Annotated in this window: 29 protein-coding genes; 18 read left to right on the forward strand and 11 right to left on the reverse strand. The window is 56.3% G+C overall.

The features are described 5' to 3' along the window. Positions 1–12: 12 nt before the first annotated feature. Complete coding sequence (locus ASF69_RS10080) at positions 13–447, forward strand: DUF1489 family protein (protein ID WP_062587110.1); 435 nt, start codon at positions 13–15, stop codon at positions 445–447. A 123-nt stretch (positions 448–570) separates the two neighbouring features. Here ASF69_RS10080 and ASF69_RS10085 read toward each other — a convergent pair whose 3' ends face one another. From ASF69_RS10085 to ASF69_RS10100, 3 genes are all read right to left on the reverse strand, one after another. Continuing rightward, the gene (locus ASF69_RS10085; protein WP_062587111.1) at positions 571–1,182 is read right to left on the reverse strand and encodes a transglutaminase-like cysteine peptidase; all 612 of its coding nucleotides are present in this window, start codon (positions 1,180–1,182) and stop codon (positions 571–573) included. Between the two features lie 555 nt (positions 1,183–1,737). After that, positions 1,738–2,349, reverse strand: coding sequence for a PilZ domain-containing protein (locus tag ASF69_RS10095; RefSeq protein WP_062587113.1), 612 nt, complete (start codon positions 2,347–2,349; stop codon positions 1,738–1,740). Positions 2,350–2,430: 81 nt separating this feature from the next. Further along, positions 2,431–3,000 carry a PAS domain-containing protein gene (locus ASF69_RS10100; protein ID WP_062587114.1) on the reverse strand — a complete coding sequence of 190 codons (570 nt, stop codon included), beginning with the start codon at positions 2,998–3,000 and terminating at the stop codon, positions 2,431–2,433. A 315-nt stretch (positions 3,001–3,315) separates the two neighbouring features. On the opposite strand from ASF69_RS10100, the gene ASF69_RS10105 reads away from it, so the two are divergent. After that, positions 3,316–4,092, forward strand: a complete 777-nt coding sequence (locus tag ASF69_RS10105) for a rhomboid family intramembrane serine protease (protein WP_062587115.1) — start codon at positions 3,316–3,318, stop codon at positions 4,090–4,092. 127 nt (positions 4,093–4,219) lie between these two features. Beyond that, positions 4,220–4,654 carry a CBS domain-containing protein gene (locus tag ASF69_RS10110; RefSeq protein WP_062587116.1) on the forward strand — a complete coding sequence of 145 codons (435 nt, stop codon included), beginning with the start codon at positions 4,220–4,222 and terminating at the stop codon, positions 4,652–4,654. Between the two features lie 65 nt (positions 4,655–4,719). Here ASF69_RS10110 and ASF69_RS10115 read toward each other — a convergent pair whose 3' ends face one another. The 3 genes from ASF69_RS10115 to folE all read right to left on the reverse strand — a co-directional run bounded on the left by ASF69_RS10115 (position 4,720) and on the right by folE (position 7,002). Then, positions 4,720–5,682, reverse strand: coding sequence for a patatin-like phospholipase family protein (locus ASF69_RS10115; RefSeq protein WP_062587117.1), 963 nt, complete (start codon positions 5,680–5,682; stop codon positions 4,720–4,722). 146 nt (positions 5,683–5,828) lie between these two features. Further along, the gene (gene hisI / locus ASF69_RS10120; RefSeq protein WP_062587118.1) at positions 5,829–6,293 is read right to left on the reverse strand and encodes a phosphoribosyl-AMP cyclohydrolase; all 465 of its coding nucleotides are present in this window, start codon (positions 6,291–6,293) and stop codon (positions 5,829–5,831) included. A gap of 82 nt (positions 6,294–6,375) precedes the next feature. After that, positions 6,376–7,002: a GTP cyclohydrolase I FolE gene (gene folE / locus ASF69_RS10125; RefSeq protein ID WP_062587119.1), complete on the reverse strand. Its 627-nt coding sequence runs from the start codon at positions 7,000–7,002 to the stop codon at positions 6,376–6,378. A 259-nt stretch (positions 7,003–7,261) separates the two neighbouring features. Between folE and ASF69_RS10130 the strand changes: the two genes are divergently transcribed. The 5 genes from ASF69_RS10130 to ASF69_RS10150 all read left to right on the forward strand — a co-directional run bounded on the left by ASF69_RS10130 (position 7,262) and on the right by ASF69_RS10150 (position 11,021). Further along, positions 7,262–7,702 carry an iron-sulfur cluster assembly scaffold protein gene (locus ASF69_RS10130; RefSeq protein ID WP_062587283.1) on the forward strand — a complete coding sequence of 147 codons (441 nt, stop codon included), beginning with the start codon at positions 7,262–7,264 and terminating at the stop codon, positions 7,700–7,702. 3 nt (positions 7,703–7,705) lie between these two features. Next, positions 7,706–8,089 carry a membrane protein insertion efficiency factor YidD gene (yidD, locus tag ASF69_RS10135; protein ID WP_062587120.1) on the forward strand — a complete coding sequence of 128 codons (384 nt, stop codon included), beginning with the start codon at positions 7,706–7,708 and terminating at the stop codon, positions 8,087–8,089. Positions 8,090–8,094: 5 nt separating this feature from the next. Further along, positions 8,095–8,526, forward strand: coding sequence for a DUF2267 domain-containing protein (locus ASF69_RS10140; RefSeq protein WP_062587121.1), 432 nt, complete (start codon positions 8,095–8,097; stop codon positions 8,524–8,526). A gap of 110 nt (positions 8,527–8,636) precedes the next feature. Further along, positions 8,637–10,643 carry a threonine--tRNA ligase gene (thrS, locus tag ASF69_RS10145; RefSeq protein ID WP_062587122.1) on the forward strand — a complete coding sequence of 669 codons (2,007 nt, stop codon included), beginning with the start codon at positions 8,637–8,639 and terminating at the stop codon, positions 10,641–10,643. Positions 10,644–10,715: 72 nt separating this feature from the next. Next, positions 10,716–11,021 carry a hypothetical protein gene (locus ASF69_RS10150; protein ID WP_062587123.1) on the forward strand — a complete coding sequence of 102 codons (306 nt, stop codon included), beginning with the start codon at positions 10,716–10,718 and terminating at the stop codon, positions 11,019–11,021. Between the two features lie 15 nt (positions 11,022–11,036). On the opposite strand, the gene ASF69_RS10155 is transcribed toward ASF69_RS10150, so the two are convergent. Continuing rightward, complete coding sequence (locus ASF69_RS10155; protein ID WP_062587284.1) at positions 11,037–12,017, reverse strand: hypothetical protein; 981 nt, start codon at positions 12,015–12,017, stop codon at positions 11,037–11,039. Between the two features lie 109 nt (positions 12,018–12,126). Here ASF69_RS10155 and ASF69_RS10160 point away from each other — a divergent pair, with 109 nt between their 5' ends. The 3 genes from ASF69_RS10160 to ASF69_RS10170 all read left to right on the forward strand — a co-directional run bounded on the left by ASF69_RS10160 (position 12,127) and on the right by ASF69_RS10170 (position 14,590). After that, on the forward strand, positions 12,127–12,708 hold the full coding sequence (locus ASF69_RS10160; RefSeq protein ID WP_062587124.1) for a nitroreductase: 582 nt from the start codon (positions 12,127–12,129) through the stop codon (positions 12,706–12,708). Continuing rightward, positions 12,708–13,316 carry a flavin reductase family protein gene (locus ASF69_RS10165; RefSeq protein WP_062587125.1) on the forward strand — a complete coding sequence of 203 codons (609 nt, stop codon included), beginning with the start codon at positions 12,708–12,710 and terminating at the stop codon, positions 13,314–13,316. Before ASF69_RS10160 ends, ASF69_RS10165 begins: the two co-directional genes overlap by 1 nt. A 140-nt stretch (positions 13,317–13,456) precedes the next feature. Further along, positions 13,457–14,590, forward strand: a complete 1,134-nt coding sequence (locus tag ASF69_RS10170; protein WP_244475435.1) for a DUF2336 domain-containing protein — start codon at positions 13,457–13,459, stop codon at positions 14,588–14,590. Positions 14,591–14,593: 3 nt separating this feature from the next. Here the strand turns inward: ASF69_RS10170 and ASF69_RS10175 are convergent, their stop codons facing one another. Continuing rightward, positions 14,594–15,004 carry a hypothetical protein gene (locus tag ASF69_RS10175; RefSeq protein ID WP_062587126.1) on the reverse strand — a complete coding sequence of 137 codons (411 nt, stop codon included), beginning with the start codon at positions 15,002–15,004 and terminating at the stop codon, positions 14,594–14,596. Positions 15,005–15,118: 114 nt separating this feature from the next. On the opposite strand from ASF69_RS10175, the gene ASF69_RS10180 reads away from it, so the two are divergent. Both ASF69_RS10180 and ASF69_RS23075 read left to right on the forward strand, forming a co-directional pair. Continuing rightward, a complete protein-coding gene (locus ASF69_RS10180) occupies positions 15,119–15,574 on the forward strand; it encodes a GNAT family N-acetyltransferase (RefSeq protein ID WP_062587286.1) in 456 nt (151 codons plus the stop codon). Positions 15,575–15,718: 144 nt separating this feature from the next. Further along, a complete protein-coding gene (locus tag ASF69_RS23075; protein ID WP_156462019.1) occupies positions 15,719–16,330 on the forward strand; it encodes a hypothetical protein in 612 nt (203 codons plus the stop codon). A 25-nt stretch (positions 16,331–16,355) separates the two neighbouring features. Here ASF69_RS23075 and ASF69_RS10190 read toward each other — a convergent pair whose 3' ends face one another. Then, the gene (locus tag ASF69_RS10190) at positions 16,356–17,549 is read right to left on the reverse strand and encodes an AI-2E family transporter (RefSeq protein WP_062587128.1); all 1,194 of its coding nucleotides are present in this window, start codon (positions 17,547–17,549) and stop codon (positions 16,356–16,358) included. A 227-nt stretch (positions 17,550–17,776) separates the two neighbouring features. On the opposite strand from ASF69_RS10190, the gene ASF69_RS10195 reads away from it, so the two are divergent. Beyond that, the gene (locus ASF69_RS10195; protein WP_062587129.1) at positions 17,777–19,504 is read left to right on the forward strand and encodes an ABC transporter ATP-binding protein; all 1,728 of its coding nucleotides are present in this window, start codon (positions 17,777–17,779) and stop codon (positions 19,502–19,504) included. Between the two features lie 8 nt (positions 19,505–19,512). On the opposite strand, the gene ASF69_RS10200 is transcribed toward ASF69_RS10195, so the two are convergent. Continuing rightward, positions 19,513–19,746 (reverse strand): hypothetical protein, encoded by a 234-nt coding sequence (locus tag ASF69_RS10200; protein ID WP_062587130.1) that lies wholly within the window; start codon positions 19,744–19,746, stop codon positions 19,513–19,515. Positions 19,747–19,904: 158 nt separating this feature from the next. Between ASF69_RS10200 and ASF69_RS10205 the strand changes: the two genes are divergently transcribed. The 4 genes from ASF69_RS10205 (at position 19,905) to ASF69_RS10215 (ending at position 23,077) form a co-directional block, all read left to right on the forward strand. Continuing rightward, complete coding sequence (locus ASF69_RS10205) at positions 19,905–21,164, forward strand: glycerate kinase (RefSeq protein WP_062587131.1); 1,260 nt, start codon at positions 19,905–19,907, stop codon at positions 21,162–21,164. A gap of 89 nt (positions 21,165–21,253) precedes the next feature. Further along, on the forward strand, positions 21,254–21,382 hold the full coding sequence (locus ASF69_RS23750) for a hypothetical protein (protein ID WP_280136381.1): 129 nt from the start codon (positions 21,254–21,256) through the stop codon (positions 21,380–21,382). A gap of 129 nt (positions 21,383–21,511) precedes the next feature. Next, positions 21,512–21,712, forward strand: coding sequence for a hypothetical protein (locus ASF69_RS10210; protein ID WP_062587132.1), 201 nt, complete (start codon positions 21,512–21,514; stop codon positions 21,710–21,712). A 390-nt stretch (positions 21,713–22,102) separates the two neighbouring features. After that, positions 22,103–23,077 (forward strand): alpha/beta fold hydrolase, encoded by a 975-nt coding sequence (locus tag ASF69_RS10215; protein WP_348271376.1) that lies wholly within the window; start codon positions 22,103–22,105, stop codon positions 23,075–23,077. Positions 23,078–23,200: 123 nt separating this feature from the next. Here the strand turns inward: ASF69_RS10215 and ASF69_RS10220 are convergent, their stop codons facing one another. Next, the gene (locus ASF69_RS10220; RefSeq protein ID WP_062587134.1) at positions 23,201–23,863 is read right to left on the reverse strand and encodes a TetR/AcrR family transcriptional regulator; all 663 of its coding nucleotides are present in this window, start codon (positions 23,861–23,863) and stop codon (positions 23,201–23,203) included. Positions 23,864–23,924: the final 61 nt, after the last annotated feature.

The raw sequence follows: 23,924 nt of genomic DNA on the forward strand, positions 1-23,924 counted from the left end.
CTTGATAGAGCCATGGCTCTTCATCTCATAAAGCTTTGCGTCGGCGCGGATTCGATCGAGGATGTGCGCGAGTGGGTCTCACACCGTTGCCTGACTGCGATTGCAGCCGGCCTGGAGCCGCACAGCGTTCACACAACACGCATGTTTCCCAAGCGGACCGAGGAACTGCTCGACGGCGGCTCTCTTTATTGGGTCATCAAGGGGCAGGTTCAGGCCCGGCAGACGCTTCTCGATATCCGCCAGTTCAAGGGTGAGGATGGCATCAGTCGTTGCGATCTCGTTCTGGGGCCGGAAGTCATTGAGACCTCGCCAGCACCGAAGCGTCCTTTTCAGGGGTGGCGATATCTCAATGCAGAGGAAGCTCCCCGGGATCTTGGCGGACAGTCGGTTGGCGAAGACATGCCTGCCGATCTTAGACGGGAACTGGCGGAACTCGGGCTATTGTAGTTCCCTAAAAAAAGGGCCGGTTCCGGGGCAACGAAACCGGCCCTTTGGCACGGTCAATCCGGGACGGGGTGCCCTGACCAGCCATAACTTGCAACGGGCTGACAACGTTTCGCTCCGCTGTCCTTACCCCTTGATGCCTGCGACCGCGTTGACGTTACGGCCATCCTGAACCTTCACCCAGCGACCAGGGTTCGTGCTGTCCTGGCGCTTGAGGTAGGTGTATTCGGTCTCCGACCACTCCATCACCTTGTTGCGCAGGTTATCGAGAATGAAGTCGCCGCGGTCGGTCCGCACCGTCAATACCGCATGACCGGAACCGTTAGGCTGCAGAACCACGGTGATCAGCAGGTCGGAGGGCGCAATACCCTTGTTCATGAGCATTTTGCGCTTCAGCAAAACATAATCTTCACAATCACCAACGGTGGTCGGATATGCCCAGCGTTCCTCGACGCCGTAGATCTCCATGTCTGTCATCGGCGTGACCGTGGTGTTAACGGTATAGTTCACATCGAGAATCGTCTTCCACGTCTCTTCAGTCAGACGCAGTGGTCCTCTGTCGCCGGATGTCGCCTGGCATTCGCTCTGATAGGTCTGGCAAAATTCATAATGACCAATCGGCGGATTGGCTTTGCCCATGACACGCATTGCTGCTGCTGGTGATGCTTCTGCTTGGCCCGCAAATGCACCGGCGATCATTGCTGCAATCATAAAACCAAAACGGCTGATGTTTTTCATCTTCTTTTCTCCCCGTTGTGAGGAGAATATTGCCATGAATATTTTTAGCGTCAGAAAACATCGGCGCTAGAATTCGAGCTTAAATTTAGGAAAAACTTCGATTTATTTGAGTTTGTTTTGATTTGTATTTTCATAAAATTTAAATGGCATTTTATCTTTTGCCTTCATTTTTTTGATGATGATTTTGATTAAGTCACTGATATAAAATAATAATATCAGAATATTTATTAACGCGGATGCATTCCGGATGCAGATATTTCCCCTCTTTAGGGTTGCTTTACTATACTTGCGATCGAAATATGTACGTCGTGCGGTTGCTGCTAAGAAAATCCCGCGCAAAAATCGACTTTTGGTTGTCGGAATGTGGATCTAATTCCCGCATTTTTCATGCAGATTTTCTAAAATTTTTTGAGTTTCCCAGAATGGTACGGTTTTATAGCGTTCGGAAACGGCTGTGGCGCCGTTCTATGCGCCGTTCAGTGTCGCTAGAATCATAAAAAAACCGGCTGCGCGTGGGCGCGGCCGGTGTTCGTATTCTTTCCGAAGCTGAAAAGTTCAGAGAAACTCGATGAGGGCGTCGCGCGATTGGACGGCATCGAACTCGATAGCCACACCTTCCATGAAGTGGCGCACAATGCGACCGGCCATATTGCCAAGGCGCACATTGCTTCCAAGCGCAGGGCGTATGTCGATTTCCACAGCGGCGCCGGAAAGCGAAAGGTCGATGATGCGACATGGCGCAATGTTTCCATCGCTCAGCATCAGGTCCGCGCGAGGATTGCGCGGTGTCAGACGGTCATGGCGACGATCTTCCGGCAGTCCGAGTGCGTGGCGCTTGGCAATCCAGGCAAGCTGTGCAGCCAGTTTTTCACGCTTGCGCTCGGTAGCGCTGATAGCGATGACAAAGCCGTCTGGTGTAAGTGACTTTACAATACCTTCAACGCGACCAATGTGCTGTAGATAAGCGATGATGCGGTCACCATTTGCCGGGCGCACGAAGCACGAGATTCGAGCCTTTTCCGCGGTCATATCATGTGCGACGCAATCAAACTCGTCCTGCGAAGGCACCATCAGCCTGCCTGTCAGCGGCACGGGCAGAACCTCTGCGGTGGGCGCTTCCACGTGACGAGTGGCAAAGGCGACGGTGTTTGATCGGGATGAGAACATGGGCGGTACAATAAAGAGTGATGATGCCTACTCTTTACAGGCGGCGAGTTAACAACCCGTTCCGGCACAAAGCGCCCATAATCATCCTCTTTCCCATAATGGGACGGTGCGGCCTTTTGTCCATAGACTCATAGGCGGCACGAAGAATGAGTGTGTCACGGGAACTTCAAGCAGCCTGCTTGACCGGAGGGTCAAGGGGGCAAATGGCTGTCCAAAATCCTGAAGAGGCTGATCCGAAACCAAAGCTCCAAGCAGTCTTGGTGCCGAGTCAGGTTGTGCTGCGAGGGGAAGGAGCAACATCTCAAACTCCTGCGATGCCTGCCCAGTTGCGTTTTCTGCCTGGATTTCGAATAGAACAGGTCGTGCGCGTTCCATTACGCCTTGCGCGATGCGACAGGCGTAACCGGCGGAATCCTCCTGCCACAGCGCGTTGAAAACGTTGTCGCGCAGATCGCGATGGAAGAGATTATAAAGACGCGTACCCGTCAGGCGGAAGACCAGCGAACCGTCGTCCATTTGCGTGAGAACGAAAAGGTCTGGAAGAAGGTGACGAATGGCCGACGGATCGATATCGGCGCGTGCTGGTGCCGTGCGACTCCCGCGCCGATCATTCCAATAGGAGAAAATCTCCCTGCCGCTCTTCGTCCTCATAGCATCGCCTCCTTGAAAGGCTCTCGGCTTTATCTAGACGCCATCGTCAGTTTGCGTCTGTGGTTTCCGAATGCTGAATCTGCTGCTGGGCAAATGGTGTGTCGTCCTGCACCCGTATCGTTCTGATACAGATTTCGACCCGGCTTCGGTGTTCACTCTCATACAAGCGATTTCCGTGCCACGCGTCGCTCGCGCACGTTGTCGTCCTGTGACATTGGGTCGAAATGTCCATTTGCACGGTGCTTCTTTTTAAGGGTCCGTTACTATATTGCTCAGCGGAAACATTGATCTTGCGACGCGAAGGAATACTGGCTCATGGCCCATGACGAAGGCGACATACCGGGACACGGCGAAAACACATCGCCAGCCGCACCACCGAAAACGCCGGTATTCAACCTTCCCGGAGCTCTCGTTGCCATTCTCGCCATTATGGTTGCCGTCCATCTGATCGCGACATATCTGCTTTCGGACGAAAGCTATGGCTATTTCCTTTTCACTTTCGGCTTCATACCGCTGCGCTATGCCATCCCGTTTTCACAGCAAGGACTGGAGTGGCTGTGGACCCCCGTAACCTATTCATTTCTCCATGGCGGTATCGAGCACATCCTGTTCAACGGGCTCTGGTTGATGGCGTTCGGAGCGCCAGTGCTGCGTCGGATTGGGACGTTACGTTTCATTCTGCTGTGGTGCGTATCCGCTGCCGTTTCTGCCTTTGGCCATGCCTGGCTGCACTGGGGCGACGAGACCGTATTGATTGGCGCGTCAGGCGTTGTTTCGGCCCTCATGGGCGCAGCCTGCCGGTTTGCTTTTCCTGCACGGGGCGGTCGTTACCATCCATCAGTCGGGCACCTTCTGCCGCGGCAAAGCATCCTGCAGGCGCTTTCCAACCGCACCGTTTTGATTTTCACACTCATGTGGCTGCTGGGAAATGTTCTCATCGCGGTTGGCATACCGCTGTTTGGAGACGTGGGGGGAGAGGTGGCCTGGGACGCCCACATCTTCGGTTTCATGCTGGGGTTCCTGTTCTTCGCCCTGTTTGACCGCAGTGCCAGAAGCCACGCGGACCGGCAGCAAAACCACTCAATCGATTGAAGTCTGGACGCTGCCGGGAAACATATTGCAATCCCGGTAACGCTGGCGCACCATTGCCCTGTCGTATGATCGTGCGTTTGTGGAGGAGACGCGACGCACGGTCTCGTACACAATGACAGGAGGAACCATGCCGATTTTTGTGAAGGAACTTCTCGACCTGAAAGGCCGCGACGTCGTGACTGTCGGGCCGGATATGTCGGTGGGAGATGCGGCCGCAACCTTGCATGAGCACCGCATTGGCGCGGTTGTCGTGACCGATCAGGACGGTGCCATTCTCGGCATCTTTACAGAACGCGATCTTGTAAGAGCCATCGCAACCCAGTCCTCTGCCGCCCTGCAGGCCAAGCTTGCGGATGTGATGACAAGGAATGTGACCCGCTGTCACGAGGGATCAAGCACGGACGATCTCATGGAGCTTATGACCGGTGGCCGGTTCCGCCATTTGCCGGTTGAAGCCAATGGCCGCCTTGTCGGCATCATATCGATTGGCGACGTGGTGAAGGCAAGAATAGGTGAGATCGAGGCGGAAGCCGAACACATCAAATCCTATATCACCGGGTAACCAAAAGACGCATTGGTACGTCACTCGGAAGTGCGCCTGGTGCGGGCTTCCGATGATCGATCGCGTCACGTCGGCTGGAAGACCTGCTGCATCCGTTGCAGTTCGGGAATTCTGGATCTGGCCTCTTCATAGCCGCGTTCAATGGATTCAGCTGCCCGATGGAATTCGGACAGGCCGATATGATTGATGCGGGGGTGAAGGGTCAGATCAGGCGGGTCTCCGGCAAGACGCGAGCGGGAAATGCGGTCCTGAATGATGTTGAATGCCTGCACCATGACGCCGGGAAGCCCGACCCTTGAGGATGGATCCGCAGCCGGTTTGCCAGTGGCTTCTGGTGAGGGCGTCGCAGCGCCAGCAGCATGCTTGACGACGGCTGAACGACCAAAGATATCGTAATTGAGGTTTACCGCCACCACCAAAGCCTGCTCATAGGCACGGCAGACGGAAACCGGCACCGGGTTGACCAGCGCGCCATCAATCAGCGTGCGGCCATTGCAACGGACCGGTTCAAAAATACCGGGCAGCGCGTAGGAAGACCGAAGGGCGGTAATGAGATCGCCCTGGTGCACCCAGACTTCGTGCCCGGTTTTCAGTTCGGTGGCGACCGCGATGAATGGATGCTCCAGATCTTCGATGTTGAGTCCAACGAGATGTTCCTGCATCCGCTTGGTCAGACGCATTCCGCCAAAAAGGCCACCGCCGCCGATGGTGAGATCGAGAAGCCCTGCTATGCGGCGCATGGTCAGAGAGCGGGCAAAGTCCTCGAGTTCGTCCAGCTTTCCTGCAAGATAGCACCCGCCCACAAGCGCACCGATGGATGTGCCCGCGATCATGCCGATCTTGACACCTGCCTCATCCAAAGCACGCAAGACGCCGATATGCGCCCATCCTCGTGCCGCGCCGCCACCGAGGGCAAGTGCAATTCGGTTGGATGCGATTGGGGGCATGGAGGAGGGCGCCTGATCGATGGCTTTCTCCGAGGACGTCGCGCCCGCCGCGTTTTCGCGGTTCATTCCCCAACCCAACATATTCTGCTCCCAATAACCGTGCGGACAGCGACAAGGCGCTTGCCAGCTTGCGCAGACATGCGCACATCACGGACGTCCGCAGACCTCCTGACATCTGTCATATTCGTAGCAAAATGATAAAAAACCGAAAAGATCGCCGGTCCCGTTTACTCTTTGCCGGGCTGGCCGCGGTAGGTTTCTTCAGGGTCGAAGTGGCGCGTGTCGTCGGTAATGGTCGTTACCGCTTTGCCGTCTTGCAGCGACACCGTGCGGTAGAAGCAGGAGCGACGACCGGTGTGGCATGTCGCGTCATGGCCCGCAACCGAAACCTTGAGCCAGATGGCATCCTGATCGCAATCGACGCGTATTTCCTGAACGGTCTGGAGATTGCCGGACGTCTCACCCTTCTTCCAGATCTTGTCGCGCGAGCGGCTGTAATAATGGGCAATCCCTGTCTCGAGCGTCAGCGTCAGCGCCTGCGCATTCATATGCGCCACCATTAACAGTTCGCCATCCTTGATGTCGGTGACGACTGCGGTCACAAGGCCGTGGGCATCGAATTTTGGCGTAAAGAGACCGGAAGCCTCAAGCTCTTTCTTGTCCGAAGGCGCGGGCGGGAATGTCGAAGACATGAGACCTCTCGTATGAAAGGGAATATATTGTGTGCCAAAGCAAAAGGGCGGCTAGCGCCGCCCTGTGAGACCGGTCTTGATCTTAGCGATTGTAGACCATGGACATGAACCGTGCCTGCTGGGCGGGTTCGGTCTTGAATGTGCCGGAGAAGCTTGTTGTCAGGGTGGTGGAACCCTGCTTCTGGACACCGCGCATGGACATGCACATATGCTCTGCGTCGATCATGACAGCCACGCCGCGAGGCTTGAGCTTGCTGTCGATAGCCTGAGCGATCTGCGCTGTCATTGTTTCCTGGGTCTGCAGACGACGACCGTAGATTTCCACGACACGCGCGATCTTGGAAAGACCGAGGACTCGGCCCGCTGGCAGATATGCGACATGCGCCTTGCCAGTGATTGGAACCATGTGATGTTCGCAATGGGAATAGAAGGGGATGTCGCGCACCAGAATGATGTCGTCGTAACCGCCGACTTCTTCGAATGTGGTTCCAAGAACATCGTTTGCGTCGAGTTCATATCCACTGAAGAGCTCGCGGTAAGATTTTGCGACCCGTTTTGGCGTATCGAGCAGACCTTCGCGGTCCGGGTTGTCACCCGCCCAGCGAAGCAAAACGCGTACAGCCTCTTCAGCTTCCGCCTGCGTTGGACGAGGGTTTGCGGCGCCGTTCTGGGTGCCAGCACCGGGGAAATTCTTCACGATTGCATCCATTTCTTGGTCTCCCGATGCGGTTCAAGGCCGCACCTGAACATGGGTTACGGCTAAAATTCAATATGCCGCGCCTGCTATCTGGTTGTTTTCGGGCAATTTGGCAAGCCTGTCGTCATTTTTTCGGTATCTGAACCATTAAAATGAACCCACCTTGATGACGCCACCGCCGCATAACATATAATGAAGTGATCAAGCAGAGAACCCCCGCCAAATGCAATGCAGCCTTTCGGATCGGCAGGCTGCGCGAATGGACGAGCCAATGGAAGACATTTACAACAATCGTATTCTGGAATTCGCGGGCAACATTCCGCTGACGGGAGCCATGCCGGATGCGGATGCCAGCGCGCAGAAACATTCCAAACTCTGCGGCTCCAAGGTCAAGGTTTATATCAAGCTTCGCGATGGCAGGGTGTCGGATTTCTCGCACGAGGTTAAGGCTTGCGCGCTTGGGCAGGCTTCGTCGTCCATCATGGCCCACCATGTGATCGGTGCCACCAGCGAAGAACTGCGCCAGGCGCGCAGCGATATGCTGGCCATGTTGACTGCTGACGGCGAGGGCCCGGATGGCCGGTTCCTCGACATGCGCGTTTTGAAACCGGTCAAGGATTACAAGGCGCGGCACGCCTCAACCATGCTGACTTTCGACGCGATCTGTGACTGTCTGGACCAGATCGAAGCTGAACAGCGCCTTCCGGCTTGACCTGTGTGCAGCGATCCGAACTGCCAACACGACGGACCAACAGGCGGGCAGGGCAGCCGATCCCGTAACTGGTCAGGGCATTTTCCAAAGACTCCGGGTCGGCTGCTGGGAATGGGTTTTATCCGTTTCTACCAGTTGGTATTTTCCGGCTTCATCGGCAATTCCTGCCGACACATTCCGACTTGCTCTGAATATGGCTATGAGGCTATCGCGCGGCATGGTTTCTGGGCCGGCGGCTGGTTGACGCTGTTTCGTGTCGCGCGTTGCGGGCCCGGCGGCACCAGCGGTCTTGACCCGGTTGCGGAAAGACTGGACGATAGCTGTGTCTGGTGGGCCCCCTGGTCCTATTGGAAGCAGGGGCGAAAGGTATTCAACAGGGGAGAGTGACCGCTATGCCCATGCCCATGGAATATCGTCAGGCATCGGTGGATTTCGACCGCTTCATGGAGGAATTGAAAGAGGTCTCGATGCTGCGAACGTCGCATCAGGCGTACACCATGCTTCAAGCCGTTTTTCAGGTGTTTCGCCGCCGGTTGACAGTCCAGCAGGCTATCTCCTTTGCAAATGCTCTGCCGCCTGTTCTTCGCGCAATTTTTGTCAGCGATTGGGATACGAATGAAGAAAAGCGAGAATTCGGTACCGAAGCCGAGATGATGGCAGAGGTGCGCGCGTGGCGCCACAATCACAACCTCTCGACCGATTCGGCCATTCGCGACGTCGGAGAGGCATTGCGCCGCAGCCTCGATCCGGAAGTCTTTGGCCGCGCGCTTGCGAAACTGCCCGCAGAGGCTGGTGAGTTCTGGCAGTTGCCGGTGCTGTCTTAAAATTCTTTACTCAATGGCCATTCCGCTTTATCACCCGCGCGTTCACTTTCCGGTGTAGCCGGTCAACATCACCACCCGCATTCGTTGGCGGGACTGGACAGGAGATTTCAATGTCAGAAGCCGTTTCCCTCACATTCCCAGATGGTTCCGTTCGCCAGTACCCGGTCGGCACGACCGGTCGCGATGTCGCCGAATCCATTTCCAAGTCGCTTGCAAAGAAGGCCGTCGCGATTGCGCTGGATGGCACCTTGCGCGACCTTTCCGATACCATCGCCGACGGCAAGATCGAGATCGTCACCCGTGACGACAAGCGCGCTCTGGAACTGATCCGCCACGATGCCGCTCACGTGATGGCCGAAGCGGTTCAGGAACTGTGGCCCGGCACGCAGGTCACCATCGGCCCTGTTATCGAGAACGGCTTCTACTACGACTTTGCCAAGAATGAGCCCTTCACACCGGAAGATCTGCCGAAGATCGAAAAGAAGATGAAGGAAATCATCGGCCGCTCCAAACCGTTCACGCGGGAAATCTGGAGCCGTGAGAAGGCCAGGGAAGTCTTCGCGGCCAAGGGTGAGAGCTATAAGGTCGAACTCGTGGATGCGATTCCCGAGGGGCAGGACCTCAAGATCTATTATCAGGGCGACTGGTTCGACCTTTGCCGTGGCCCACACATGGCCAACACAGGACAGATCGGCACCGCCTTCAAGCTGATGAAGGTTGCCGGCGCCTATTGGCGTGGGGACAGCAACAACCCGATGCTGACGCGTATCTACGGCACTGCCTGGGCTACGCAGGAAGAACTGGACCAGTATCTCCACATTCTGGCAGAAGCGGAAAAGCGCGATCACCGGAAGCTGGGCCGTGAAATGGACCTGTTCCATTTCCAGGAAGAAGGCCCGGGCGTCGTATTCTGGCACGGCAAGGGCTGGCGCATGTTCCAGACCCTGACGGCTTATATGCGCCGCAATCTCGAAGGCACCTATCAGGAAGTCAACGCGCCGCAGGTGCTGGACGCTTCGCTGTGGGAAACTTCGGGCCACTGGGGCTGGTATCAGGAAAACATGTTCGCCGTGAAATCGGCCTATGCCTTCACCCATCCCAAGGATGAGGAAGCCGATAACCGCATCTTTGCGCTGAAGCCCATGAACTGCCCAGGCCACGTTCAGATCTTCAAGCATGGCTTGAAGTCTTACCGTGAACTCCCTGTTCGCCTTGCGGAATTTGGAAACGTCCACCGCTATGAAGCATCTGGTGCCTTGCACGGGCTGATGCGCGTTCGCGGTTTCACGCAGGACGATGCGCATGTCTTCTGCACGGAAGAGCAGATGGCAGCAGAGTGTCTGCGTATCAACGATCTCATCCTGTCCGTTTACAAGGACTTCGGCTTCGAAGAAATCGTGGTCAAGCTGTCGACACGGCCTGAAAAGCGCGTTGGTTCCGACGAGGTCTGGGATCGCGCCGAAAGCGTCATGACGGATGTTCTCAAATCCATCGAGGAGCAGTCCGGCGGACGCATCAAGACGGACATTCTGCCGGGTGAGGGCGCGTTCTACGGTCCGAAGTTCGAATACACCCTGAAGGACGCCATCGGTCGCGAATGGCAGTGCGGCACCACGCAGGTTGACTTCAACCTGCCGGAACGCTTCGGTGCCTTCTACATCGATCAGGCCTCGGAAAAGCGCCAGCCGGTCATGATCCACCGCGCCATCTGCGGCTCGATGGAGCGGTTCCTCGGCATCCTCATCGAGAACTTCGCCGGTCACATGCCGCTGTGGTTCGCGCCGCAGCAGGTCGTGGTCGCCACGATCACCTCCGATGCGGATGATTACGGCCGCGAAGTCGCAGAAGCTCTGCGCGATGCAGGTCTGACCGTCGATACGGATTTCCGCAACGAGAAGATCAATTACAAGGTCCGCGAGCACTCCGTCAGCAAGGTGCCCGTCATCATCGTCTGCGGCAAAAAGGAAGCGGAAGAACGCACCGTCAACATCCGCCGCCTCGGCTCGCAGGCCCAGACGTCCTATACGCTGGACGAAGCGATTGCAAACCTCGTGGATGAAGCGACACCGCCGGACGTCAAGCGCAAGCGGGCTGCCAAGGCTGCCAAAGCGGCATAAGCAGAAGATAGGAAACGGCGCTCAAGGGCGCCGTTTTCATGTCATGCGTCTTAAAAATGAGAGCAGGACTCGATGTTCACCGAGAAGAGCTTTTCCCACATCAGGAATGAGAGAGATTTCCTGAGAATGCAGTCACTGCTGGCGGATCTGGTCATCCCGCTAAGAAACATAGTCGCTGCCGAGCTCCAGCGCGGAAACAAGATCGCCGATGTCGGTAAGGACTATCCTGACAACGGGTCTGTCCATGTCACGATGCGGGATAGGTTTGATGACAGATACGCGTCGAAAGACGCCCTGTTTTCGCTATGCGACGACCCGCACTATTGGCACGCGGATTATTCGAGCGTCACGCATCCACGTCATCTTTTGATTTGCTGACGTTTTCACCTAAGCCTATTCAAAATCGCCAGTTGTCTCGTCCGGGGCCTGGTCCTTCATCAGGACTTCAACATCCGAGTCCTGTCCACCAGCCACCCTGAAGTTGCGCTGGTAGACCTTTTCCTTATTGCGGGCGATGGCGGTGTATTCGCCGTCGGCAAGCACCATGGTGGAAAAGGCGCTGACGCTTTCGTTGACGATGTCGCCGGAGCCGGTCAGGACCGACCAGGCGGTATCGGCAATGGCTTCGCCGCCATGTTCGGAAACAAGTTTCAGCGTCACCTGCGCAGCATGGTGCTGGAGTGTAGCTTCCGTCAGCTTGCCCGCTTCGACCTGAATGTCGGCGCGCACAACGGCATTGATGCCGCCATATTCCGAGACGACATGATAAGTTCCGGCGTTAAGGCGGATGACGGTATTGGGTTTGACGTCGGACATCACCAGACGCCGCTCGCCATCTTCCTGCGTGTCGGATGAATAGACGGAGAATTTTAGCTGGTTAGGCGAAATGCGCTTATCGGTCCCAACAACCGCGTTCAGCACGAAGCCGCCTGCATCGAGTATGAGAACCTGTTTGTCGATCTTGCCGCTGGTTGGCACGCTGACCTTCTTGGTCACGCCCGCGCGTCCGAAGGAGACGTTGACGAAGTAATCGCCGGGCGACAGGTGAAATTCTGCCGAACCGCCCTCCGAACTCGCGAGCATGGGAAGCTTGCCGTCAGGGCCGGGGATGGGGCTGAACACCCGCCAGGCCAGCCCTTCCATCATCGGCTCGCCGTCGTTGGTCAGCTTTGCTTCCATCACGACATCGCGCGATTTGTCTTCTTGCAGGGCCGGAGAAATTGGAGCGCTGAAGGCATTCAGCTTCGGCATCTTCGGCGTGCCGCCCAATTGCTTGAAGTCCTTGAAGGCGTCTTGAGAGAAGGCGACATTGTGCAGCGCAAGGCTGGAAACCAGCGCGACGCAAAGGCCGGTCGCAATTTTGATGGACGTCATTTCTCTCAACCGGATTGACTTCTTGTTTTTCTGGGACCACTTCAAACGCAATGCCGTGGCGATTTCAAGGCCCTTAATTTCAGTTGTACGACAATGGAACGGTTCTGACATGAAAGACAATATCACTCTCATCGATTATCTGAATGTTCGGCGCTCGACGCCCGCTTTGCAATTGACGGAGCCGGGCCCGGATCGTCGCGAAATCGAGGAAATACTGCGTCTGACCGTTCGCGTCCCCGACCACGGCAAGATCGCTCCATGGCGCTTCATCGTCTATCGCGGAGAGGAGCGCAAGCGTTTGGGTGAAGCGGCTCTGAAGCGTGCGCTGGAAAAGACACCGGACCTGGGTCCCGAATATCAGGAGGTGGAGCGCACGCGTTTTACCCGTGCGCCCGTCGTCATCGCAGTGGTCAGCACGGCTGCCCCCCATGCCAAAATTCCGGAATGGGAACAGGTCATGTCCGCCGGTGCCGTGTGCCTCAATATGTTGTTTGCGGCCAACGCCAACGGTTTTGCCGCAAACTGGCTGACGGAATGGGTGTCCTATGACGAAGCCTTCCTGCCGGAACTCGGCGTCCAACCTGGCGAAAAGGTTGCGGGTCTGATGTTTATCGGTTCCACGACGTTTCCTGCAGTCGAGCGTCCGCGTCCGGAACTTGCGGATGTCGTGACATGGATTGGTGAAAGCTGATGTTTTACGCCACTGACAAAAATCTTCACGGCCTGCCGCACGATCCTTTCAAGGCGATCGTCGCGCCGCGGCCGATCGGCTGGATTGGATCGAAGGGCAGGGATGGCACGCTCAATCTCGCGCCCTATTCCTTCTTCAATGCCGTGTCGGACGCACCCAAATTGGTGATGTTTTCCTCCAGCGGCCACAAGGATAGCGTTCGCAATGTCGAGGAAAGTGGCGTTTTCACTGCAAATCTTGTCAGCCGCCATCTGGTTGAGCAAATGAATACCTCGTCCGCCCCTGTTGCGTACGATGTCAACGAATTTGAGCTTTCCGGGCTGACGCCAAAGCCCGGCGAGCTCGTTGACGCACCCTTTGTCGGGGAAGCCTATGCGGCGCTGGAATGCCGCGTAACGCAGATTATCCAGCCGGTCGATGTCGATGGGGTGAAGGCGCAGAGCTGGGTCGTGTTCGGCCAGGTTGTCGGCATTCACATCGATGAGGCCGTAATAAGGGACGGGATGATCGATATGGCAATCGCCCGTCCGATAGCGCGCATGGGTTACAGGGATTATTGCGATGGCGGCGCAGAGGTCTTCCAGCTGACGAGGCCCGGTGCGCGCTAAGAGACATTAGCAACAGTTAAATTTTATGGTGAACCAAACGTAAACCATTTGCCCTTACTTCTATAGCTCTGATGGCAGCAAACCTTTCTGAGGGACGGACTGCTGCTGGTCGTCGGTGCTGTCTGGTGTTGGGGCGTAGGTTGATAGTACAAGCATTTCTTCGTTGGGCTTCCAAGGCTGGAGCAAATGATCGCTCCAAGGCGGCTACTGCGCTTGCTCAGGCATATCTGGAATCTTCGCTGCCAACGGATCGGCAGGCGAGCGCTTACGACGCCATGACATTTCTGCTGGATGACCCGTCACCCAAGGTTCGACTGGCCCTGGCCGAAAAGTTGGCCTTTTCGCCCGATGCGCCCCATCCGATTCTTTTTACCCTTGCGCAGGACCAGCCGGAAATTGCCTGCGTCGTGCTGGTGCATTCCCCCGTTTTGCGGGAAACGGATCTTGTAGATCTGATCGGGACTGGCACAACGATTACGCGCGCCATGATCGCCGCGCGCCCTGCGCTCGAAACGGGTGCCTGCGCCGCCATGGCAGAAATTGGCGACGCACTGGAGATTTCCGTCCTTCTGGAAAATCGCAGCGCCTTCATGACGCCTTTTGCCCTGCGCAGGATCGCAGAGAGACATGCGGCTGACGCCGAAATCCGTGACCTCTTGCTGCGCCGCGAGGACTTGCCGGTGGATGTCCGCTATATGATCGTTGGGCACATCGGGGCTGCTCTGGCTGCGTCAAACCTTGTGCGCCACACCATGACGCAGGCGCGTGCCACCAGCGTCATCCGCGAGGCATCGGAAGCGGTAACCGTGGCGCTGGCAGACGATGTGGAGGCAGAAAGCCTGCCTTGCCTCGTGGAGCAACTGCGCGACCGTGGTGAGTTGACGCCTGCTTTCCTGATGAATGTTCTGTGTTCCGGCAAGCTGGAATTCTTTGCTCTGGCTGTTTCCGACCTGTCAGGCCTTGCAGACCGCCAGGTCCGTGCAATCTTGTCGACTGGAAGGCACCACGCGCTGAAGGCACTCTTTCTGTCGATTGGTCTTACCGGGCCGATCCTCGATATCTTCATGGAAGCAACGGTGCTCTGGCGCGATATCGTCGTCACACCATATTCCAATCCAATCGCTGACCTGTCGTCGGACCTGCTCGCCAAATTTTCCGGTGTCGAAACTGATCCGACGACGCGGGAGTTGCTGCATATGGTTGAAAGACTGCGGATCAATCAGCAAAGACAACGCGCCCGCTCGTTGGGTGATCTCGTCGCAGAAGCTGCGTAAAGCTTATTTCGAGAAACGTCGGGCGATCCAGGAATAGCTGTCTTCCACCATGCGTACGGGCTTGCCCAGCACTTCCTTTACGCCCTCGGTTGACGGCAGGATCCTGCGGACGCGGGTGATGGCGCTCTGCGTCAGTGTCTGCTCTTCCTGCTGCGCAAGTGCGGGCGGAGTTGCTGGCGCTTCGGGCGTCTGATCTTGGGTGTTGGCCGTTTCGGTTCCGGGTGCATCGGGCGTCTGGCACACCGCAACCACCACCGGGTAGGAGGCGTTCGCGAAATTAACGAGCTGCTTTTCCGATTCGGCATCGCATAGTTCGATACTGGTCCACCGCTGCTGCAGCGTCGCAATATGTTGGCAATCGGTCGCGCTGTCGTCGCAGCCGAGAATGGTCATCAAAACAAGCGCAGTTCTCATTTTCGCTCTTTTGCCCCTGGAAGAGAAATTGTCTTATCTGTGCGCATGATCTAGAGAAATTGCAGTCTTATTGCGACAGAACGAGCGCCTTCCCACAAAATAATGGAACTGAAAATGCCTGTGTCCATCACATTGGAAAGCCCACGCCAGCCGGAAATAATCCGGCTTCTGGAGATGTCCGATGCCTACGCGGCATCGCTTTATCCCGCGGAAAGCAACCATCTGGTCGATATCGCAACTTTGGAGCAGCCGAATGTCTCGTTCTTCGTGGCCCGCAACGAAGGCGAGATTGTCGGCTGTTGTGCACTTGTGGAAAAGGGTGATGGGACTGCGGAAATCAAGCGACTGTTCGTGGACCCGCAGGCGCGCGGAATGAAGATCGGCAAGCTCATGCTTGAGGCACTGGGAGAGCTTGGACGTCAGCACGGCGTGAAAGCGATTCGGCTGGAAACCGGCATCAGCCAGCCGGAGGCCATCGGACTCTATCGCAAGGCGGGTTTCGTGGATATCGAGCCCTTCCCACCCTACAAGCCGGACCCTCTCAGCATGTTCATGGAGCTGAAAATATAGGTCGGCCGGTAAACGCGATGTTTACCAAGAGTTGACTATAAATACCATCAATGGTAGAAAAACTACGTTTATATTTCGCATGAGGTGAAGGTAACGCTTTGGCTTGCCGCTGATGAGCGACGGCGGCCGAGTTGGGGTGCGGAAATGACGTTGGTCTCAAATCCAAATTCAACTGCTTTACTGATTTTGCAAAAAACAAATATCAACCAAGTTACAGATCAGAAAATATCTCTCTCATCATCCAATCTGGCGGCCGCCTCAATCAGTGCCAAATCTTCGATTGGTGTTACAGCTCAGCCTTCGCAAGCGGAGTCGAAGATTGCTGGCGCTTTATACAGTGTGAATAGTGTCAGTGTGACGGAGATGAAGCTCGATCTCATCGACAGGACTGGCAAGGCACTTGGTGTAAACCAGGAGGACTATGCCTCTAGAGATGAGTTTGTCGATGCGATGCGTCGGGCCCTGGGCAAGTTGAAAATTGAAGGCGGAATGGCCGCCGTTATGGCGCTGGAGAAAGAGCTTGGTTTGGACAAGCTTGACGTGTCTGTCGACGATGTTATTGCAAGCGCCGCCGATCCTGATAGCAACGATAAGTTGACGAAGGCTCTGAAAGAAGAAGCTGGCATTCTCTCTGATGAAGAGGGAAATGAAGAAGAAGTCGAAGGTGAAGGCGAAGACGAGGACCAAGCCTCAGCTGTCTTTCAGGCAGATGAAATCGGTCTCTATAGCGCCGTTACGCTGATAGCGCAGGCTTAAACCTGGTTCTCCAAAGGCGGTAGCGTCAGATTGCCGTCTTTCTCAGCGGCGGAGGTTCGTCAATTGCGACCTCCGTCTCCAGCACTTCATTCTCCGTAGCCGAAAGTTCAACTTCGCGAACCCATTCGCGCCATACGGCGACCAGCAGGGCCATCAGGACCGGGCCGATAAACAGGCCAAGGAAGCCCATAGTCTTCACGCCGCCGACAAGGCCGAAAAATGTTGGCAGGAACGGCAACTTGATAGGGCCGCCGACGAGGCGAGGGCGAATAGTCTTGTCAACGATAAAGAGTTCCACCGAACCCCAGGCAAAGAGCCCGATGCCCGCGCCGACAGAGCCGCTGGCGACCAGATAGACCGAAACGAGCGTGAAGGACAGCGGTGCACCGCCGGGAATGAGCGCCATGACACCGGTCAGCACGCCGAGCGTGACCGGCGAGGGGACGCCAGCAATCCAGTAGGCGATACCCAGAATGATTCCCTCGCCGATGGCAATCAGGGTCATGCCGGTAACGGTGGAGCTGATGGTTGCCGGAACAACGCGGGAAATTCTCTCCCAGCGGGTCGGCAGAATGCGTTCGCCCACAAGATCGATCTGGCGCGCGAATCCCACACCGTTGCGGTAAACAAAAAACAGCGCAATCAACATGAACAACAGAGTGAGAATCAGGTGGAAGGCACCATTGCCCGCTGCAACGATAGCGCGGTAGATGTTGCCGATATTCGCGCCACTGACCAGCTGAATGACTTCGCCGATTGCGCCGGGCGTACCCACATAGCGAACCCATTGCTCACTCATCCATGATCCCACGCCGGGAAGCGCAGCAATCCACTGCGGAACGGGGGCTCCGGTCTTGTTGACCTCAACCGCCCAGCCGAACCATTCGCGGACTTCGCTGGCTGTATAGGATGCGGCAATAAAGATCGGCACGATGAGGAAGGTGATGATCAGCAGCAGCGCGATGGTTGCGCCAACCGTGTTGTTGCCGCCAACCCGGCGCAACAGCTCTCGGTAGACAGGCCAGCTCGCAAAACCGATGACCAGTGCAGCCAGAACCGGCACAAGAAAACCATAGAAGAAATAGATGCCAGCCGCGACAATAAGAACCAGAAGCCAGCGCGCCGCAGAAATGGACGGTACCAGCGCGGTGCGTGCATGTGAGGCTGGGCCGAGCCAACGGGGCTCGCCGGTTTTCCTTGGAGTGTCAACCTTACTCAAAATCGCGTCTCTTTCGCATTCCCCGGACAGATTTTTATTCTGTCATCATTTGATGGACAGTTTACAGCATATTCTGCCAGCATTTCGTTTTTATAGTGTTCGCATATCCTACTGAACGATTTTGGTAAAAATAACGCAAGCAGCCTTGGCCTCGTTCACTGAATATGAGAATTGAGGACATGTTTTGCAAACTTGATGGCGGTCCTCAACCGTTATGGATTTAGACCATGCTTTCCAGATTCTTCTCTTACTACCGGCCATATAGAGGGCTGTTCATTCTGGACTTCTCATGCGCAGTGCTGTCGGGCCTGCTGGAACTGGGATTTCCGATGGCTGTGAAGGCTTTCGTGGATTTTCTTCTGCCGGCTGGGGACTGGTCTCTCATTCTTCTCGCCTCTATCGGTCTTCTCGTTATCTACGTCTTGAACACCGGCCTGATGGCGATCGTCACCTATTGGGGGCATATGCTTGGTATCAATATCGAGACCGATATGCGGCGCCACGCATTCGACCATCTGCAAAAGCTCTCGTTCCGATTTTTTGACAATCAGAAGACCGGTCATCTTGTCGGCCGGTTGACCAAGGATCTCGAAGAAATTGGCGAGGTGGCGCATCACGGTCCGGAAGATCTTTTCATCGCCCTCATGACGTTCCTCGGAGCGTTCTTGCTTATGCTCTCCGTCAACGTCCCGCTGGCGCTCATCACCGCTGCCATTGTACCAATCACGGCGTGGGTAACGAGCCGTTACGGCAGCCGCATGACCAATAATTTCCGCGCACTTTACGGGCGCGTCGGGGCCTTCAACGCCCGCATTGAGGAAAACGTTGGCGGAATGCGCGTGGTCCAGGCCTTCGCCAACGAGAACCACGAACGTGCGCTGTTCGAAACCGAGAACCAGCAGTACCGCCAGACAAAACTCAACGCCTATAAGATCATGGCTGCCAGCACGTCACTCAGCTATATGAGTATGCGGTTGACGCAGATGATCATCATGATTTGCGGTGCCTGGCTTGTCTTGACCGGTGACCTGACCAATGGTGGTTTCATCGGCTTTTTGCTTCTCGTCAATGTGTTCTTTCGCCCCGTCGAAAAGATCAACTCCGTCATAGAAACCTATCCCAAGGGCATTGCCGGTTTTCGCCGCTTTACCGAATTGATTGACACCGACCCCGACATTACGGATGCGCCGGATGCGGTGGATGCACCTGTGTTGAAAGGCAACATCTCGTACAGCAATGTCAGTTTTGGCTATAGCGATGGCAAGCAGGTGCTCAGCAACATCGATCTGGCGATCAAGGCGGGAGAGACGGTTGCTTTCGTGGGTCCGTCGGGCGCGGGCAAGACGACGCTCTGCTCTCTGCTGCCCAGATTTTATGAGGTGTCAGGTGGATCTATCACCATTGACGGGATCGATATCCGCAAACTGAAACTGGCCTCTCTCCGCAGTCAGATCGGCATCGTTCAGCAGGATGTCTTCCTCTTTGGCGGCACGATCCGTGAGAATATCGAATATGGCCGGCTGGGAGCAAGCGAGGCCGAGATTTGGGAAGCTGCCCGCCGCGCGCGTCTGGACGGTGTGATAAGCGAGATGCCTGATGGGATGAACACAATCATCGGCGAGCGGGGAGTGAAACTTTCCGGCGGGCAGAAGCAGCGTATGTCTATTGCGCGAATGTTTCTGAAAAATCCGCCTGTGCTCATTCTGGATGAGGCAACTTCGGCGCTCGATACGGAAACGGAACGGGCGATTCAAGCGTCGCTGGGCGAGTTGGCGAAGGGGAGAACCACTCTCGTCATCGCGCACAGGCTGGCGACGATCAGGGACGCATCACGCATTGTTGTCGTGGATGAGACTGGTATCGTTGAAACCGGTAATCACGGCGAACTGATCGACGCCAAGGGGCCGTATAGCCGTCTTTACCACGCCCAATTTGGGGCTCAGTTGCTCGCTTGATGCGCGCTTTAGGGCTGGCTTGGACTTTCGATGCCGGGGTTCGAATCCGGTTTCCCGGGATGTGACGTAACGAGGTAGGTCACAGCAATCGCACAGGCCGCAGCAATCAGGCAGAAGATAAGGGCAAGTGTGAAGCTCCAAGGTTTGGATTTGCGCCGAGACCAGACGAACCTGCGGCCGCGTAACCGTTCCTTGTCCGGATTGTTGTGATATTCCGGCCCCAGATTTTCCGTGTTTGCCATGGCTCCCTCCGATACACAGGTCGATCTAGGTGGCAACGCCTCAAGGCCAGAGAAGTTCAATCGCGCTGCCAGATTGGACCACCGTGGACTTGCGAAGCTTGCCTGCGCCGGTCATGCTGTCGCAAACAGCGCGCGTCTTTTTTTGAGGGAGGACAACATTGGTCTTTGAGCCACGGGCTTTTCTGAGGGATTTATTCTTTGCTGCTGTCAAAGCAGCAGACCCTTACGAGGCAATCGTTCGTCATCTTCCGCAGCCTCCAAAGGGTCGCACGATCATCATCGGGGCGGGCAAGGCCTCGAGTCAGATGGCTGAGGCATTTGAGCGCGCATGGCCGCATCCCCTCGAAGGTTTGGTGGTGGCGAGACACGGGCCTGTTGCCGCTTGCGAACGAATTAAAGTCATTCAATCCGCGCACCCCGTTCCTGATGTCGCAGGCCTGGATGCCTCACAGGCATTGATGGCCTCCCTCGAAGGGCTAACGAAGGACGATCTTGTCATCGCGCTTATCTCGGGCGGTGGATCCTCGCTTTTGCCCGCGCCTCCGGCGGGATTTGAACTTGCCGATGAAATTTTGTTGAACAAGGCTCTCCTGGCCTCCGGTGCCCCGATTTCCGCAATGAATGTGGTGCGAAAGCATTTTTCGCGCATCAAAGGTGGCAGGCTTACAGCGCTTGCCCATCCGGCCAGGGTCGTCAGCCTTGTTGTGTCTGATGTGCCCGGCGACAATCCCGCCTTCGTTGCCTCAGGGCCGACAGTGCCGGACGAGGGGAGTGCGCAGGACGCAATCCGGGCTATCCGCGATTATCGGATCGATTTACCGGAACGGATGGTAGAGAGCATCTCACATGCCACCGCCCCCATGCCGGGCGACAATATTTTCGCCCGCAACGAAGTGCACGTCATAGCCTCGTCGCGTGTGTCGCTCGAAGCGGCAGCGGAGCTCGCACGACAGCGCGGTGTCCATCCGCTCATTCTTTCAGACAGTATCGAAGGCGAAGCGAAGGATATTGGACGTATGCACGCCGCACTTGCGCGGGAGTTTGCTAGCAGCGCTGCCTTCAAAAAACCGATGGTTCTCCTTTCCGGCGGTGAAACAACGGTCACCATTGGCAATGGCGGCTATGGCAAGGGCGGCCGCAATACGGAGTTTCTGCTTTCCGCAGCACTCGACCTGCAGGATGTGGCCGGCGTCACCGGTCTTGCAGCTGACACGGATGGGATCGATGGTTCGGAGACCAACGCTGGCGCATTCTGTGATGGCGGCAGCATTGCGCGCATTCTTGCCGCTGGCGGCGAAGCGCGAAGATTTCTGTCTGGTCATGACGCGTGGTCTGCCTTTGATCTGGCGGGCGATCTCTTCGTTTCAGGCCCGACCGGAACGAATGTGAATGATTTCCGCGCTTTTTTCGTGGGTTGAGCATCTGCCTTTGCATGCCCGCCAGAAAGCGCTTGCCTTTACAGTTCAGATGGCCGCTAAGTTGACAAACCAAACCGGGAGGATATTCGATGGCCAAGGGTCAAGTTCGCAGCAACAAGGAAATCAGAAAGCCGAAAAAGGACAAGGTGGCTCCCGCCGCTGCTCCCACACTCGGTTCGCAGGTGAAAGCCAGCGAAAGCACGACGAAGAAGAAGTAAACAGGCGCCGAATGTAACTCCGGTGCCCCGTTGGGCACTGGAGTTCAGCGCAACAGCCGCAGAGGGCTGTTTTGAAAGACGCAACACGGCTGCATCTGTCAGCCATGGAGAACCGACATTATCAAGATCATGGTTTTGCTGCACAGCGCTAACGGCACCGACTGGCAGTCCCCACCCAAAGGCACCGGCCTGAAGACGCTTGCTGAAGCCGAAGAGCAGGGCTTCATCCAGATCCGCGGTGAATTTCAAAAACGCCAATTCCGCCTGACAAGTCTCGGCCTTGAATACGTGAACCGCGACAAGCGGCGGCTGGAAGCACGCCGTATGTGACGCATCGAACCGGAGCTGCCTTGCCTGAGATGGGAGGGCGGTTCGGCCATGTTGCAAGGCAGCGCAGCTGCCGGCCACCCATCCTGCGCATCTTGATTTGTCTTTTCGTCAGCAATCACGGCGGTTGGTCTCAACCTTATTTCATCACATACAAGCTTTTACGCTCCGCTTCGCTTTAGAGTGATCGATGCTTCCGCGTGCTGTCGCCTAGATTTCGGCGCACCGCTGCAGACCTTGTCATTTCTGCCGTACCTCAGGAAATGCCTCGCTGGCGTTGGCGTACTTGTACGCTCCATCTGACGGTTACACTCACATGTCGACTGCTGTCGGTCAGGGAAAAATCCTGGAGTGCTCACAAAAATATTCGCCCATTGACATTTGAAAACCGTAGTGTTTTGTAATTATGGACAGCACGTCGCCGAGGCAAGGTTCACGCCGGACGGATGCTGCCATAGGGAGAAACGCATGTTTAAAGATATTGAATTTCCGGTTTCCGGTACCGTTTTGCGTGGGCGGCTTTTCCTGCCTGAAAACACAACCGGCCCTGTTCCAGTGGTTATTGCCCATTCGGGAATCGGCAGTGTTGCCGAGGGTATTCACAGGGATGCCCCACACTATACCGGCGTTGGGCTCGGTGTGCTGTTTTACGATCATCGTGGCTACGGCTTGAGTGGAGGGGAGCCACGTCAGCTCGTCGACCCCTGGCAGTTCGGTCGCGATCTTCGAGACGTCATCACGCATCTGTCGTTGCGCCCCGAAATTGATGCCAGCCGGATTGCCGTTTGGGGCATCAGCCTTGGTGGCCAGGTCGCGCTGTTCGTGGCAGGAACCGACCGTCGCGTTGGCGCTGTTGTTGCGCTCGTTCCGCCAGTTTCTGGTTTTTCTGCAAGAAAATTGTTTGCCCCAGAAGCATTGAAGCGACTGGAAGACGCGATTTACGCAGACCGTGATGCGCAGATGCGGGGTGAGCCGCCCGTTACCTTGCAGGTTATTGGCGAGCAGAAGCCCGGCGGCCCTCCGGTCATGTTTACCGATCCATCCGGCATCGAATTCACCAAACACTACAACGACATTCCAAGCTTCCGCAACGAACTGGCGATCGCTTCGCTCGACCGGCTGTTCGAAATGGAAACGCCTGCTTACGCAGAGCGCATCAAGGCGCCTCTCTTGCTGGTGCTCGCCTCTCAGGACACCGTTGCGCCAGTTGAGGATGCGCGGAAGATGTTTGAGATGGTTCCCGGTGAAAAGGAGCTGCTTGAATATCCCGGCCAGCACTACGGCATCCTTCTCGATCGATATCCAGAAATCGTGGCGCTTTCTGCTCGGTGGATAGCGAAGAAATTCGGCCTGGAGGCAGGCGAGTAAAGACCGGCCTCGGCAGGCGTGCTGCGTCTTGCTGAAGTCTACACAAGTGTCGCCCGGTAACCGGGCGGCATCTTATCGGGTGGCCCGTCATTGGATTTATGATCCAGACGTCCGCGATGGGGCCTACCGGGAGGGCGGTAGTCCCAGCCCCGATGACATCATCGCAACCGCAGCAGATGCGCGGCGTGAAAGCTCTTCGTTTCGCAACTCTTCGGCCTTGTCCGGAAAACCAAGGTAGCGAACAAGCGCGTCTCCCAGAGTGGCCCCCAACAGAAGATCCGCAACGGACTGGGCCGTGCCGGCAATGCTTATTTGCCCGCGTTCCATCAACAGTTCCAGACGTTCAGCAACCATGCGGGTCAGAACGTCATAGGCATTTTCGAAGAAATTCTGTGTCACGTCCGGCAGGCTTCGAGCTTCGGCTATAGCAAGTCTCGCCAAGGCAATCCGGCGCGGCTCGAGAAGAAAATGGGCAATGTGGAGCAGCGTATCGCATAAAACCTTGCGAGGATCGTCTTCATCGGCAATCAGCGGCAATGGCGGAACACTGTTCTGGAAATCCACGACGGCTGTGAATATGTCGCGCTTGTCGGGAAAAGTCTCGTAAAGCGTCCGCTTTGACATGCCCGCGCGCTCCGCAATGCGGACCATCGTCGTGTTGACGTAGCCGACCTCCACGAACAGCGCTTCCGCAGCATCCAGAATTCGCGCTCGACGTTCCTGCGCGGTCAATACCGGAGGGCGACCCGCACGAGGACCTTCTGCTTTGGCTTTGATCGATTCCATGCTTGCGTTTGCCTATTCATAGCGCGACAGCCGACAGTCTTGGCGCCCGGATTATGGTTCC

This window comes from Rhizobium sp. Leaf311 (genome assembly GCF_001423445.1).
Lineage (GTDB): Bacteria > Pseudomonadota > Alphaproteobacteria > Rhizobiales > Rhizobiaceae > Agrobacterium.

What these genes read in the sequence shown, in the direction of transcription:
- ASF69_RS23075 (WP_156462019.1), top strand. Translation starts at nt 15,719, where the DNA reads ATGACGTTGGTCTCAAATCCAAATTCAACTGCTTTACTGATTTTGCAA.
- ASF69_RS10220 (WP_062587134.1), bottom strand. Translation starts at nt 23,863, where the DNA reads ATGGAATCGATCAAAGCCAAAGCAGAAGGTCCTCGTGCGGGTCGCCCT.
- ASF69_RS23750 (WP_280136381.1), top strand. Translation starts at nt 21,254, where the DNA reads ATGGCCAAGGGTCAAGTTCGCAGCAACAAGGAAATCAGAAAGCCGAAA.
- ASF69_RS10130 (WP_062587283.1), top strand. Translation starts at nt 7,262, where the DNA reads ATGGAAGACATTTACAACAATCGTATTCTGGAATTCGCGGGCAACATT.
- ASF69_RS10115 (WP_062587117.1), bottom strand. Translation starts at nt 5,682, where the DNA reads ATGTTGGGTTGGGGAATGAACCGCGAAAACGCGGCGGGCGCGACGTCC.
- ASF69_RS10195 (WP_062587129.1), top strand. Translation starts at nt 17,777, where the DNA reads ATGCTTTCCAGATTCTTCTCTTACTACCGGCCATATAGAGGGCTGTTC.
- ASF69_RS10165 (WP_062587125.1), top strand. Translation starts at nt 12,708, where the DNA reads ATGTTTTACGCCACTGACAAAAATCTTCACGGCCTGCCGCACGATCCT.
- ASF69_RS10080 (WP_062587110.1), top strand. Translation starts at nt 13, where the DNA reads ATGGCTCTTCATCTCATAAAGCTTTGCGTCGGCGCGGATTCGATCGAG.
- ASF69_RS10200 (WP_062587130.1), bottom strand. Translation starts at nt 19,746, where the DNA reads ATGGCAAACACGGAAAATCTGGGGCCGGAATATCACAACAATCCGGAC.
- ASF69_RS10095 (WP_062587113.1), bottom strand. Translation starts at nt 2,349, where the DNA reads ATGTTCTCATCCCGATCAAACACCGTCGCCTTTGCCACTCGTCACGTG.
- ASF69_RS10110 (WP_062587116.1), top strand. Translation starts at nt 4,220, where the DNA reads ATGCCGATTTTTGTGAAGGAACTTCTCGACCTGAAAGGCCGCGACGTC.
- thrS (WP_062587122.1), top strand. Translation starts at nt 8,637, where the DNA reads ATGTCAGAAGCCGTTTCCCTCACATTCCCAGATGGTTCCGTTCGCCAG.
- ASF69_RS10150 (WP_062587123.1), top strand. Translation starts at nt 10,716, where the DNA reads ATGTTCACCGAGAAGAGCTTTTCCCACATCAGGAATGAGAGAGATTTC.
- ASF69_RS10140 (WP_062587121.1), top strand. Translation starts at nt 8,095, where the DNA reads ATGCCCATGCCCATGGAATATCGTCAGGCATCGGTGGATTTCGACCGC.
- hisI (WP_062587118.1), bottom strand. Translation starts at nt 6,293, where the DNA reads ATGTCTTCGACATTCCCGCCCGCGCCTTCGGACAAGAAAGAGCTTGAG.
- ASF69_RS10180 (WP_062587286.1), top strand. Translation starts at nt 15,119, where the DNA reads ATGCCTGTGTCCATCACATTGGAAAGCCCACGCCAGCCGGAAATAATC.
- folE (WP_062587119.1), bottom strand. Translation starts at nt 7,002, where the DNA reads ATGGATGCAATCGTGAAGAATTTCCCCGGTGCTGGCACCCAGAACGGC.
- ASF69_RS10085 (WP_062587111.1), bottom strand. Translation starts at nt 1,182, where the DNA reads ATGAAAAACATCAGCCGTTTTGGTTTTATGATTGCAGCAATGATCGCC.
- ASF69_RS10100 (WP_062587114.1), bottom strand. Translation starts at nt 3,000, where the DNA reads ATGAGGACGAAGAGCGGCAGGGAGATTTTCTCCTATTGGAATGATCGG.
- ASF69_RS10155 (WP_062587284.1), bottom strand. Translation starts at nt 12,017, where the DNA reads ATGACGTCCATCAAAATTGCGACCGGCCTTTGCGTCGCGCTGGTTTCC.
- ASF69_RS10105 (WP_062587115.1), top strand. Translation starts at nt 3,316, where the DNA reads ATGGCCCATGACGAAGGCGACATACCGGGACACGGCGAAAACACATCG.
- ASF69_RS10175 (WP_062587126.1), bottom strand. Translation starts at nt 15,004, where the DNA reads ATGAGAACTGCGCTTGTTTTGATGACCATTCTCGGCTGCGACGACAGC.
- ASF69_RS10160 (WP_062587124.1), top strand. Translation starts at nt 12,127, where the DNA reads ATGAAAGACAATATCACTCTCATCGATTATCTGAATGTTCGGCGCTCG.
- ASF69_RS10210 (WP_062587132.1), top strand. Translation starts at nt 21,512, where the DNA reads ATGGTTTTGCTGCACAGCGCTAACGGCACCGACTGGCAGTCCCCACCC.